The 12,749-nt window shown below is 64.8% G+C and carries 10 protein-coding genes; 6 read left to right on the plus strand and 4 right to left on the minus strand.

What is annotated here, in order from left to right:
• Position 1: 1 nt before the first annotated feature.
• Both BRAGE_RS0143815 and BRAGE_RS0143820 read right to left on the minus strand, forming a co-directional pair.
• Positions 2 to 1,561 carry a flavin monoamine oxidase family protein gene (locus BRAGE_RS0143815; RefSeq protein ID WP_027562960.1) on the minus strand — a complete coding sequence of 520 codons (1,560 nt, stop codon included), beginning with the start codon at positions 1,559 to 1,561 and terminating at the stop codon, positions 2 to 4.
• Between the two features lie 240 nt (positions 1,562 to 1,801).
• Positions 1,802 to 2,647 (minus strand): SDR family NAD(P)-dependent oxidoreductase, encoded by an 846-nt coding sequence (locus BRAGE_RS0143820; RefSeq protein WP_027562961.1) that lies wholly within the window; start codon positions 2,645 to 2,647, stop codon positions 1,802 to 1,804.
• A 184-nt stretch (positions 2,648 to 2,831) separates the two neighbouring features.
• On the opposite strand from BRAGE_RS0143820, the gene BRAGE_RS0143825 reads away from it, so the two are divergent.
• From BRAGE_RS0143825 to BRAGE_RS0143835, 3 genes are all read left to right on the plus strand, one after another.
• A complete protein-coding gene (locus BRAGE_RS0143825) occupies positions 2,832 to 4,328 on the plus strand; it encodes an aldehyde dehydrogenase family protein (protein ID WP_027562962.1) in 1,497 nt (498 codons plus the stop codon).
• A 121-nt stretch (positions 4,329 to 4,449) separates the two neighbouring features.
• Positions 4,450 to 5,577, plus strand: a complete 1,128-nt coding sequence (locus BRAGE_RS0143830; RefSeq protein WP_027562963.1) for an alkene reductase — start codon at positions 4,450 to 4,452, stop codon at positions 5,575 to 5,577.
• A 171-nt stretch (positions 5,578 to 5,748) separates the two neighbouring features.
• Entirely contained in the window at positions 5,749 to 6,255 is a 507-nt protein-coding gene (locus BRAGE_RS0143835; protein ID WP_027562964.1) for a GFA family protein, read from the plus strand.
• Here BRAGE_RS0143835 and BRAGE_RS0143840 read toward each other — a convergent pair.
• On the minus strand, positions 6,209 to 6,670 hold the full coding sequence (locus BRAGE_RS0143840) for a TfoX/Sxy family protein (RefSeq protein WP_027562965.1): 462 nt from the start codon (positions 6,668 to 6,670) through the stop codon (positions 6,209 to 6,211). The two genes, BRAGE_RS0143835 and BRAGE_RS0143840, sit on opposite strands and share 47 nt — an antisense overlap.
• 155 nt (positions 6,671 to 6,825) lie before the next feature.
• Between BRAGE_RS0143840 and BRAGE_RS0143845 the strand changes: the two genes are divergently transcribed.
• Positions 6,826 to 8,487, plus strand: coding sequence for a thiamine pyrophosphate-binding protein (locus tag BRAGE_RS0143845; RefSeq protein ID WP_027562966.1), 1,662 nt, complete (start codon positions 6,826 to 6,828; stop codon positions 8,485 to 8,487).
• A 187-nt stretch (positions 8,488 to 8,674) separates the two neighbouring features.
• Here the strand turns inward: BRAGE_RS0143845 and BRAGE_RS0143850 are convergent, their stop codons facing one another.
• Positions 8,675 to 10,057 (minus strand): LLM class flavin-dependent oxidoreductase, encoded by a 1,383-nt coding sequence (locus BRAGE_RS0143850; protein ID WP_027562967.1) that lies wholly within the window; start codon positions 10,055 to 10,057, stop codon positions 8,675 to 8,677.
• A 252-nt stretch (positions 10,058 to 10,309) separates the two neighbouring features.
• Here BRAGE_RS0143850 and BRAGE_RS0143855 point away from each other — a divergent pair, with 252 nt between their 5' ends.
• Both BRAGE_RS0143855 and BRAGE_RS0143860 read left to right on the plus strand, forming a co-directional pair.
• On the plus strand, positions 10,310 to 11,695 hold the full coding sequence (locus BRAGE_RS0143855) for a M20 family metallopeptidase (protein WP_027562968.1): 1,386 nt from the start codon (positions 10,310 to 10,312) through the stop codon (positions 11,693 to 11,695).
• A gap of 88 nt (positions 11,696 to 11,783) precedes the next feature.
• A complete protein-coding gene (locus BRAGE_RS0143860) occupies positions 11,784 to 12,695 on the plus strand; it encodes an amino acid ABC transporter substrate-binding protein (RefSeq protein ID WP_027562969.1) in 912 nt (303 codons plus the stop codon).
• The last annotated feature ends 54 nt before the right edge of the window (positions 12,696 to 12,749 follow it).

Here is a 12,749-nt window from a genome sequence, read left to right on the forward strand (position 1 = left end):
TTCAGGCGGATTTGCGCCTGCCCGAGCGCGCGATCGTCCTCAGGATCGCCGAACCTGCCTTCAGGCCGGACTGAAGCGCGCCTTCCATGTAGCCGTAATAGGCAAAGCAGGTGTGCTCGCCCGCAAAATACATGCGCTTGTGAAATGCGCTGTTGAGCAGCGGTCCGGCGCGCATGACTTCGCCGGGCGCGGGACAGGAATAGCCGGCACCGGTCCAGGGATCGGCGGGCCACGGAATGAAGTCGGGGGGCTGGGACAGATTGTCCTCATAGCCGCGATAGACCTGGCCGATCCGCGAGGCGTAGAATGCATCGACGGCGGACTTGCCGCCGCGCTCCCATTGTCGAAGGGCTTGCTGTGCCGGTCTGCTGCCGGCGAACAGGCTGAGCTCGACCTCGCGCCCGCGCGGCGCGATCTGATTGTCGGTGCCTTCCCAGGTGACGCCGAAGCGGCTCGAAGTCGCGGCCGGTGCCAGCCCATGGTCGATCCAGAAGCGGCGCTTGACCGGACTGAGGTATTTCACGGCCGTTCCCATCGAGATGTAATGGTCGGACGTGAGTTGTGGCGTGATCTCGATCTTCGCGAAGCGACCGCCGGGCCACAAGCTCGGCGGAATCGCAAGCACGACGTAGTCGGCGAGGTGGAAGGCCGCCCCCTCCGGCGTGATCGTCACGCCCTCCTTGTCGATGTCGATCGCGACGACAGGCGAGGACAGATGGACCACTCCTCCGACGTTCCTGATTTCCTCGGCAAGGTGCTCGGCCAGCGCTTGATTGCCCTCCGAGCAGCGTAGCGTCTCGGTCTGGGTGAAAAAGGCGGCTGGGTGTCCCTTGAGCGCGCCGCCATGGACCACGGCGAAATTGGCGAGCAGGCTCTGTCTCTCGACGGGCTGACCCGCGTCGTTGCTGAACTGCTCCTTCATCGCGAGCTTGGCGAGACGCGAACAAGGTTCGCCCCGAATCCAGTCCGCCATGGACTGCTGATCCAGCGCGTCGGCATCGGAGGTGAGCCAGGGCGCATGCTTGTGCACGTGCCGCGCGCGCTTTGCCATCCGCCCGAAGGCCACCTCCATCTGCTCGAACAGGGTCTTGAGCGCGAACGGATTCGAGATCTTTCGACCGTCGAGATAGATCGGCATGTCGAGATCGAGCGCGTCGAAATTCGAGTCCAGCGTGAACAGCGAGAGGCCCAGCCGGAACTGGCGCGCCAGGGCCAGCCACAGCGGATGATTGTAGCCGATCAGCTCACCGCCCGCTTCGACCACGCCGCTCGCCTTGTTCTTGCTCCAGACGCGGCCGCCAACGCGTTCGCGCGCCTCGAAAATCGTCACGTCGCAGCAATGGGCGAGCGTGTAGCCGGCCATCAGGCCGCCGAGTCCCGCTCCGACGATCGTGACACGCGGCCGTCGCGCCACCCGCGCCGGGCGTGGCATGTCGCGGGGAGGTGTGGCCGCCGCGACGACCATGGCGTTCGCGAGTGTCGAACTGACCAGCTTCTGACGGTCGAAGCCGATGAACTTCCTGCCGTAACGGCGATTGAGCCGTGCGTAAATCGAGCGCATGATCGAAATCCTCGGATCGAAATCAAAAATCGAAAAACAATCTCAAACGGTCGAGGACCCCATTGAGAGTGCAGCGAGAGGCGCCGGGCGGCCCTCGAATTCGATGGGTCCGGGGATCGAGGATAACCCGCAACCTCTGGTCGTGTCGAGGGCGGGGCGCGGCTATGGTGCCGCGTGCAAACTTTGGTGCTCGCACTGCGCCTGTTGAGCGGCGCTGCTTCTGGGCCTCGGTGGCGCGGTCTACTCCCCGTCCACAAATCTCTTGAACGCATCCGCGTAATCCGGATGCCAGCGCGACAGCGGCGGGCGGTTCTCGACGATGTCGCCGGCGGCCCACAGCATACGCTTCTCGTCCAGCGCCCGCGGGACGTCGTTATCAGGGCACAGGATATAGAAGTCGCCGGCCTCCAGCCGCGTCAGCATGAAATCGACCGTCTGCTCAGCCGTCCAGGCGCCGGCCGGCTTTTCGGTGCGGCCCTTCGCGGTGAGGCCGGTGAAGACGAAGCCGGGGATCAACAGATGCGCGGTGATCTTGCAATCCTTGGTGTTGCGCAGCTCGTGCTGGAGCGCTTCCGTGAACGCCTTCACGCCGGCCTTGGAGACGTTGTAGGCGGGATCGCCGGGCGGCGTGGTGATGCCTTGCTTGGAGCCGGTGTTGATGATGAGGCCGGCCTTGCCGCGCGCGATCATGTTCGGCGCGAAGATCCGCGAGCCGTTGATGATGCCCCACATGTTGACGCCGATGATCCGCTGCCAATTGTCCGGCTCGGCGAACAGCGTGCTGCCGGGCTGGATGCCGGCATTGTTCATCAGGATGTCGGTGCCGCCAAAACGCTCGCGTACGGCGCGCTCCAGTTCCGCTACGCTCTCGGCCTTGCCGACATCGACGGCGAAGGTCATCACATGTGTGGCGGACGCGATCGATGACAGTTTTGTTGCGGATTCCGCCAGGCGTGCCTGATCGACGTCGGCGATGCACACCTTCATGCCGGCGCGCGCGAAGGCTGTGGCGGCGGCCAGTCCGATGCCGGATGCGCCACCCGTGATCACGGCAACATTGTCTTTGACGATGGCGGAATGTGGCATGATTGGTCTCCGGAGCGGGGGCTGGGCCGAGCTATAACATGGCGCTCGCACGACCCTGCACAAGTCGGCATGGCAGGGCTTCGTTCCACGCTGACTTTACGCCTTTCCGGCAGCGCTGTATTCTCTTCGACCTAACGATCCCGCCCAGATCGAACCAATCAATCACCTGACAGGGAGTGCAGCCATGGCTGTGTCGCAGGCTATTCCGATCACGCGCCATCCGTTCGCCAACGGGTCCTACAAGCAGATGCTGATCGACGGCAAGTGGGTCGATGCGGCTTCCGGCAAGCGCTTCGAGACCCACAATCCCGCCACCGGCGAGCTGCTTGCAACCGTCGCGGAGGGCGACAAGGAAGACATCGACCGTGCGGTCGCGGCTGCCCGCCGCGCCTTCGAAGGTCCCTGGAGCAAGGTCAAGCCGTTCGAGCGGCAGAACCTGCTGCTCAGGCTCGCCGATCTCGTCGAGAAGAACTTTGACGAATTGTCGCAGCTCGACACGCTCGACATGGGCGCGCCGGTCAGCCGCACCCGTGCCTATCGCCTGCGCGCTGTCGGCATGCTGCGCTACTATGCCGGCCAGACCACCGCGATCCATGGCGAGACCATCGAGAACTCGCTGCCCGGCGAGATCTTCTCCTATACGCTGAAGGAGCCGATCGGCGTCGTCGGCGCGATCATTCCCTGGAACGGTCCGCTTACCGCGACGATCTGGAAGATCGGGCCGGCGATCGCGACCGGCTGCACCGTGGTGCTCAAGCCCGCGGAAGAAGCGCCGCTGACCTCGCTGCGCATCGCCGAGCTCGCGCTGGAAGCCGGCATTCCGCCGGGCGTCGTCAACGTCGTGCCCGGCTATGGCGAGACCGCGGGCGCCGCGCTTGCCTCGCATCCTGACGTCGACAAGGTCGCCTTCACCGGCTCGCACGTCACGGGCCAGTCGATCATCCGCGCCTCCGCCGGCAACCTCAAGCGCGTCTCGCTCGAGCTCGGCGGCAAGTCGCCGGACATCGTGTTCGCCGATGCCGATCTCGATGCCGCCGTTCCCGGCGCCGCGATGGCGGTGTTCGCCAATTCCGGCCAGATCTGCAGCGCCGGCACGCGCCTGTTCGTCGAGCAGTCGATCTACGAGGAGTTCGTCGGCCGCGTCGCCGAGTTCGGCAAGAAGCTCCAAGTCGGCAACGGGCTCGATCCCAACACCCAGATCGGCCCGCTGGTCTCCGAGCAGCAGCTCGAGCGCGTCACCGGCTATCTCGACATCGGCCAGAAGGAAGGTGCGAAGGCGCTCGCCGGCGGCGGCCGCGTCACCGAAGGCGCGCTGTCGAAGGGCTTCTTCGTCTCGCCGACGGTGTTCGCTGGCGTTCAGGACAACATGCGCATCGCGCAGGAGGAGATCTTCGGCCCCGTCATCTCCGCGATCGCGTTCAAGGACATGGACGAGCTGGTCAAGCGCGCCAACAACACCACGTTCGGCCTCGGCTCCGGCCTGTGGACGCGCGACGTCAGCAAGGCCCATGCGGTCGCGAAGAGCTTGCGCGCCGGCTCGGTGTGGGTGAACTGCTATCAGGCGATGGACCCGGCCGTGCCGTTCGGCGGCTACAAGATGAGCGGCTACGGCCGTGAGTCCGGCAAGCAGCATGTCGAGGAATATCTCAACGTGAAGGCCGTCTGGATCAAGACGGCGTAAGACCTGTTCTCTCCCGGCGTTCCGCGGGAGGGAATATCTGCTTTTAGAGGGGCGGCACCTTTTCCGGGTCCCGCCCCTCGCTATATGATCCACGTCCTTCCATAGCCATTTCGGGGCCAGCATGAAATTCGAGGCGTTGTTTAAACCGTTGCAGGTCGGTCCGTACAAGCTTGCACATCGCGTCGCGATGGCGCCGCTGACGCGCATGCGCGCCGAGCGCGAGAGCTTTTCGCCGCGGCCGCTCAACGCCGAATATTACGGCCAGCGTGCAACAAAGGGCGGCCTGATCATCGCCGAGGCTTCTCCCGTGCTTTCGCACGGCCGCGGTAATCCGGCCACACCCGGCATCTATACGGAGGCGCAGATCGCCGGCTGGCGCAAGGTGACGGATACCGTGCACGCCAAGGGCGGCATCATCTTTCTTCAGCTCTGGCATGTCGGCCGCGTCTCGCATTCCTCCTTCCATGGCGGTGAGCTGCCGGTCTCGGCTTCGGCGATTGCGATCAAGGCCGAAGGCATGAAGGCGATGACCGCCGACGGCAAGATTTCGGACTACGAGACGCCGCGCGCGCTGGAGACCGACGAAGTCAAGGACATCGTCGAGGCCTTCCGGCAGGGCGCCAAGAACGCGCTCGCCGCCGGGTTCGACGGCGTCGAGATCCACGGCGCCAACGGCTACCTGCTCGAGCAATTCCTGCAATCGCGCAGCAACCAGCGAACCGACCAATATGGCGGCGGAATCGAGAACCGCGCGCGGCTTCTGCTCGAGGTCACGCAGGCCGCGATCGACGTCTGGGGTGCCAACCGCGTCGGCGTGCGGCTGTCGCCGCACGGCATCGCCAATGATTCCGGCGAGCCCGATCCGATGCCGCTCTACACCCATGTGGTTAAGGCGCTCGACAAGCTCGGCCTCGCTTACCTCCACTTCATCGAGCCGCGCTCCAGCGGCGCCGGCCGCGCCGACGTGCACTGGGAGAACGTGCCCTCCGCGATGGTGCTGTTCCGCCCGCACTACAGCGGCGTGCTGATGACCGCCGGCGGCTTCACCGGCGAGACCGCGAACGCGGCGATCGCCGACGGCCACGCCGACATCATTGCCTTCGGCCGCATCTTCATCTCCAATCCCGATCTGCCGCACCGCCTTGCGCACGACTACCCGATCACGCCGTACAACCGCGCGACGTTCTATGGCGGCGAGGAGAAGGGGTATACGGATTACCCTGTCTATGACGAGCTGACGCCGGCCTGATCCGTCATTGCGGGGCGATGCGCAGCATCGAACTATGATGCGCAATCGCGCATCTGAGAATCCATCTAACGTCCTGGCTTGCCGTCCAATGGATTCCGGGCTCGCGACTTCGTCGCGCCCCGGAATGACAATCGTGTATTGTCGTCTCCATAACGACGTTCAGGAAACACCATGGCCAAAGCCGCAGTCGCCGCAGGAACCGCCACCGGCCAATGCCTCTGCGGCAAGGTCACCTTCGAGATCGACGTTCCCGCGCGCTGGGCCTGGCACGACCATTCCGCGGCAAGCCGCCGCGCGCATGGTGCGGCCTACGCCACCTATGTCGGCAGCTGGAAGAAGCGCTTCCGCATCACGTCAGGCAAGACCGCGCTGACCCGTTACGAGGACAAGGCCACCAAGACCGCGCGCAGCTTCTGCTCGCATTGCGGCACGCCGATCGCCTATGAGCGTCCGCGCGGGCCCCACATGGTCAACATCCCCCGCGCGCTGTTTACGGAGCGCACCGGTCGCCAGCCGCTCTACCACATCGCGATCGAGGAGCTGCAGGAGTGGGCCTATACCGGCGAGCCCCTGGTGCCGCTGAAAGGCTTTCCCGGCGTGGTCTGGCAGCGCTCGAAAAAGAAGAAGCGCGCTAGCGGCGAGGACCCGTTCGAGCTTGGCCGCGAGGAGCAGTTTTAGTCTTTGGCTTGGCGGTTGTCTTGGCGATTGTCTTCGCGATTGTCCTGGCAGCTGCCTTGCGCGGCGCGGCCTTCTTCGATTTGGTTTCCTTGGGCGTCGCCGCTACGAAGTCGAGCCCGCGCTTGACCCATCGCTTCAGATCGGCGCCGCTTTGGTAGCCTTCCGGCGCGACGCGCACAAATCCCCTCATGATGCGCCCGCGCATCTCCATCGGTGTCGTGTGCGGCTCTTCCAGCATGCGCGCATGCGCCTCGGGGCCGACGCGGATCATCATTCCGCCGCGGCCGCTGATGGTGCAGCACATGGTGTTATCGACCATGAAGCAGAGGCCGCCCATCATCTTCTTTTCCGCCACGTGGCGCTGGCCGGCCAGCAATCTGCGCACCCGTGCCGCAGTCTCTTCGTCATACGCCATTGTGCTTCCCCTTGCGGGCTGACGCCTGGGTCGATCCATGTTCCCAGCTTACGCGCGCCCGCGCAAGGCAGCCATGAGGACACTCCATTGCGCGTCGCCTCCGAGTTCGGCCATCATGCGACCGGCCGCAGCAACGTCCGCGGCACGGAGGAAACATGAAGAACAAGATCACCGGCCGCTCCGCCTTTCTCGCGCTGCTCAAGGACGAAGGCATCACCCATCTGTTCGGCAATCCCGGGACCACCGAGCTGCCGATCATGCACGCGCTGAAGGACCATCCTGACCTCACCTATGTGATGGCGATGCAGGAGAGCCTGGTGGTCGCGATTGCCGACGGCTACAGCCGCGCCTCGGGCAAGCTGGTTGCCTGCAACGTCCATGTCGCGCCCGGCCTCGGCAACGCGATGGGCTCGCTCTACAACGCCCAGTTCACGGGTACGCCGATGATCCTGACCGCGGGCCAGCAGGAGCAGGGCCACGGCCTGATGGAGCCGGTGCTGTACGGTCCCTTGGTGCGGATGGCCGAGCCGCTCGTGAAATGGGCAGTCGAGGTGACGCGGCTGGAGGATCTGCCGCGCATCGTGCGCCGCGCGGCCAAGGTTGCGATGACACCGCCGACCGGGCCGGTGTTCATCTCGCTGCCCGGCGACATCCTCAACAGTGAGGCCGGCATCGATCTCGGCCGCTCCACCCGCATCGACGCGCGCACAAAACCGTCGGACGAGGCGCTCCGGGCCTTCGCCGCGCGATTGCTCAAGGCCGAGCGCCCCGTGATCGTCACCATGGACGAGGTGGTCAAGAGCGATGCGCTGAAGGAAGCCGCAGAGCTCGCCGAATTGCTCGGCGCCGCTGCCTACCAGTCATCGACGCCCTATGGTGCGCACTTCCTGTCGGAGAGCCCGAGCTTTGTCGGCACGCTCGCGCGCGTGCAGAAAGTCGCACGCGATACGCTGGCGCCGCACGATCTGCTGGTCGCGCTCGGCGGCGATCCCTTGCGGATGTCGGTCTATAGCGAGGTCGACGCGCTGCCTGATGGCCTCGGCATCGTGCAGATTGGCCTCGTCGATTGGGAGATCGCCAAGAATTACGGCGCCGAGATCGCGCTGAAGGCGGACGTCAAGGAAACGCTGCGCGCGCTGATCCCGATGCTGAAAGACATGGGCGGCGCGGCGCTCGCAAACCGCGCCAGGGAGCGTCTCGCTGAACTGGCACCAAAGAACTGGACCGCGCGCCGCGCCGCGTTGGTCGAGCAGATCGGCAAGAGTGCGGGCCGCAACCCCATCGATCCGGACTATCTGGTGCTGCAGATGGTCGAGGCCATGCCCGATCACGCGATCCTGGTCGACGAAGGCCTCACCTCCAGCCGCCAGATCACGAACCTGCGTCCGCATCGCGACCGCTATGGCTATCACGGCCTTGCCTCCGGCGGCATCGGCTGGGGCCTGCCGGCGTCCGTCGGCGCCAGCATCGCCAACCCGGATCGCCCGGTCGTGTGCTTCTCCGGCGATGGCAGCGCGATGTATTCGATCCAGTCGCTGTGGACCGCGGCGCATCACAAGCTGCCGCTCAACGTCGTCATCGCCAACAATGGCGGTTACCGCATCATCAAGCAGCGCCTGCTCGCCTTCCATGGCGACGACAATTACGTCGGCATGGACTTTGCCGATCCGCCCGTCGATTTCGCCGGTGTCGCGAAAGCGCTGGGCTGCGAGGCGATCAGGATCAGCGATCCGCGCGAGCTGAAAGCGACGCTGGCGTCGGCGTTCAATCGGCCAGGGACGAAGCTGATCGAGGTGATGGTGGACGGGAAGGTGTAGGGCAAGAAAGATGCAGCGACAGCATCCTCTGCCTCATCACCGTCACCCTGAGGCGCCGGAGCGAAGCGGAGGCCTCGAAGGGCGACGGCCCGGCTGCATCTCGGCCGTTCATCCTTCGAGGCTCGTCCGGCGGTGCTTGCACCGCCGGTCTCGCACCTCAGGATGACGGAACTTAAAGCGTGGGGCGCTAGCCTGCCTCCTTCCCCACCCGATACCCCGCCGCCGGATGCGGTGCGCCGAGCCTTGCACGGCCATCGCCGAACAGCTTCTCCCGCAGCGTGCCTTTCGCATATTCGCTCTTGTACCGCCCGCGCTTGGTCAGCTCCGGCACCAGCATATCGGCGATGTCCTCGAAATCGCCGGGCGAGATCGCAAAGGCGACGTTGAGGCCATCGACGTCGGTCTTCTCGAACCAATCCTCGATCTTGTCGGCGACGCTTTCGGGCGTGCCGACCACGACCGGGCCCGCGCCGCCGATGCCGACATGCTCGATGACGTCGCGCACCGTCCAGACCCGGTCCGGATCGCCGCGGGTGACGTTGTCCAGCGCGCTACGGCCGGCGTCGTTCTGCACGTGACGCACCTGCTGATCGAGCTCGTAGCCGGAGAAGTCGATGCCGGTCCATCCGGACATCAGGGCGAGAGCGCCTTCCGGATTGATGTGCGAGCGGTAGTCGGCATATTTCGCTGCGGCTTCAGCTTCGGTGTTGCCGAGAATGATCGTCATCATGTTGAACATCAGGATCTCCGCCGGATTGCGGCCGAGCGCGGCTGCCTCCTGGCGGATCGCGGAGACGCGCGGCGCGATGATCTTGGCCGACGGTCCCGACATGAACACGCATTCGGCGTGCTTGGCCGCGAATTGCCGCCCCCGCGGCGAGGTGCCGGCCTGGTACAGCACCGGCGTGCGCTGTGGCGACGGCTCGCTGAGGTGGATGGTGTTGTTGATGCGGTAGTTCGCGCTCTCGTGGTTGATGCGATGGACCTTGCTGGGATCGGTGAAGATGCCGCGCGCCCGGTCGCGCAGCACGGCGTCATCCTCCCAGCTGCCTTCCCAGAGCTTGTAGACGACCTCCATATATTCGTCGGCGATGTCGTAGCGGTCGTCGTGACCGGCCTGCTTGTCCTTGCCGGCGCCGCGCGCGGCGCTGTCGAGATAGCCGGTGACGACGTTCCAGCCGATCCGTCCCTCGGTGAGGTGATCGAGCGTCGACATCCGCCGCGCGAACGGGTAGGGCGGCTCGAACGAGAGATTGCTGGTGACGCCGAAGCCGAGATTTTTCGTCACCGCCGCCATCGCCGAGAGCAGCAGCAGCGGCTCGTTCGACGGCGTCTGTGCTGCATTGCGCAAGGCCGCGTCAGGGCTGTTGCCATAGACGTCATAGACCCCGAGCACGTCGGCCAGGAACAGCCCGTCGAAACGGCCGCGTTCCAGCGTTTTGGCGAGGTCGATCCAGTAGGGCAGGCGGTTATATTCGGCGGTGCGGTCGCGCGGATGGGTCCACAGGCCCGGTGACTGGTGTGCGACGCAATTCATCGCAAAGGCATTGAGCCTGATCTCTTTGGCCATGCTGGTCCCCTGGCGCCCTGTACTGAGCGCTCTTCGAATGATAGACGTGCGCCCCAATCTGGCGACGTTCTTGCATATCGTTTGCCCTTGGCAAGGCCAAAATCAGCGGCTGGCAAGCCAATCTCAAGCGAGCAAGAACGAAACCCGAAGAGAAGTACAAGCGAACTACAAGAACTGCCCAAGTCCCCGCCACTTTCGAAGGGCACCCTGCCTCGGATAGGGTCCTTCGTCTCAAAGCCCCGAAAACAAGTCATGACCAGAGCCGACGCCATCGCCCGCGCCCGTGAGGATTTCCAGTCCGGCGCATTTCTCGCCGAGCTCGACCGCCGCGTCGCCTATCGGACCGAAAGCCAGAATCCGTCGCGCGGCGCGGAACTGCGTGCCTATCTGGAACAGGAGATGCAGCCGGCATTCGCCGTGCTCGATTTCACCAGCCGCATCGTCGAATCCCCGAGCGGCAAGGCGCCGTTCCTGTTCGCCGAGCATCACGAGAGCGCCTCCGCGCCGACCGTGCTGGTCTATGGCCATGGCGACGTCGTCGACGGCATGGAAGGCGAGTGGCGCGACGGCCGCGATCCCTGGCGCACGACAGTTGCGGGCACGCGGCTCTACGGCCGCGGCACCGCCGACAACAAGGGCCAGCACAGCATCAACATGGCCGCGCTCCGCGCCGTGCGCGCGGCCCGCGGCGGCAAGCTCGGCTTCAACGCCAAGTTCATCGTCGAGATGGGTGAGGAGATCGGCTCGCCTGATCTCGGCAAGGTCTGCGATCTCAACCGCGACGCGCTGAAGGCCGATCTGTTCATGGCCTCCGACGGACCGCGCCTGTCGGCCGACCGTCCGACGCTGTTCCTGGGCTGCCGCGGCGGCATCCGCATCCATCTTGATGTGAATTTGCGCGACGGCGGCCATCATTCCGGCAATTGGGGCGGCGTGCTCGCCAACCCCGCGACCATCCTGGTCAATGCCATTTCGACGTTGGTCGACGGCTATGGCCGTCTCCAGCTCGAGGCGCTGAAGCCGCCGCGGCTCAGCAACCAGATCCGCTCCTATCTCGCCGACGTGCAGGTGGTCCCGACAGCGGACGAGCCGGCGCTGGCAGAGAACTGGGGCGAGGAGGGCCTGTCGGCGGCCGAGCGGCTCTACGCCTGGAACACGCTCGAAGTGCTGGCGATGTCATCGGGCAATATCGAGAAGCCGGCCAATGCCATTCCCGGCCATGCCAATGCCGTGCTGCAACTGCGTTTCGTCGTCGGCACTGAGGTCAACGGCCTGATCGAGGCCATCCGCGCGCATCTGGTTCAGAACGGCTTTCCGATGGTCGAGGTGCGGGCGGCGCAGAGCTTTGCCGCCTCGCGCACCGATTTCGACAGTCCCTGGATCAAATGGGCGGCGGATTCGGTGAAAGAGACCACGGGCAAGCCGCCGGCGGTGCTGCCGAATTTCGGCGGCTCGCTGCCCAATGACGTGTTTTCCGAGATTTTGGGACTGCCGACGATCTGGGTCCCGCACTCCTATCCCGGCTGCTCCCAGCATGCGCCCAACGAGCACATCCTGCTGCCATTGACCGAGGAGGCCTTGACGGTGATGGCCGGGCTGTTCTGGGATCTCGGGGAATTGCCAAAGCCGTTAACCTGAGCCTCCGGTCCAGCCAAAAGTCACATTCTATTCCGGTCCGTTTTGTGCTTGCATCCCGCCCGCATCATCCTGAAAGGGGAAGAAAAAAGTGAAACATTTCCGTAGCATCGGGCTCGCGCTCGCCGCGACCTTCGCCGTCAGCCAGGCCGGGGCCCAGGAGCTGACCGGCACACTGAAGAACATCAAGGACACCGGCGCCATCACGCTGGGCTTCCGCGACTCCTCGATCCCGTTCTCCTATCTCGACGACAACCAGAAGCCCGTCGGGTTCGCGATGGACATCTGCTACAAGATCGTCGATGCCGTGAAGAAGGAGCTCAAGCTCGACAAGCTCGAAGTCAAGCTCAACCCGGTCACGTCGGCGACCCGTATTCCGCTGATGGCCAACGGCACCATCGACCTCGAATGCGGTTCGACCACGAACAACGCCGAGCGCCAGAAGCAGGTTGCCTTCACCAACACCCACTTCCTGACCGCCAGCCGCTACGTCTTCAAGAAGTCGAGCGGCCTGAAGTCGATCGACGACCTCAAGGGCAAGACCGTGGTGTCGACCGCCGGCACCACCAACATCAAGCAGCTCACCGAGGCCAACGTCGAGAAGAAGCTCGGCGCCAACATCATCCCGGCCAAGGATCACGCCGAAGCCTTCCTGATGGTCGAGACCGACCGCGCGGTCGCCTTCGTCATGGACGACATCCTGCTCGCGAGCCTCGTCGCCGGCTCGAAGACACCGGACGACTACACCATCTCCAAGGACGCGTTCTCCAAGCCCGAGCCCTACGGCATCATGCTGCGCAAGGATGACGCCCCGTTCAAGAAGGTGGTCGATGCGGCGACGGCTGCGCTCTACACCTCCGGCGAAGGCCAGAAGATCTACGACAAGTGGTTCACGGCCAAGATCCCGCCGAAGGGCCTGAACCTCAACACGCCGATCTCCTCCGAGCTGAAGAACGAGTTCGCCAAGCCTTCGGACTCGCCGAACCCGGACGACTACAAGTAAGATGCTGCTTCCCTCTCCCCGCAAGCGGGGAGAGGGAAGACATGCCGGCCGTTC

The sequence above is a fragment of the Bradyrhizobium genosp. SA-4 str. CB756 genome (assembly GCF_000473125.1).
Taxonomy (GTDB): Bacteria; Pseudomonadota; Alphaproteobacteria; order Rhizobiales; family Xanthobacteraceae; genus Bradyrhizobium; species Bradyrhizobium arachidis.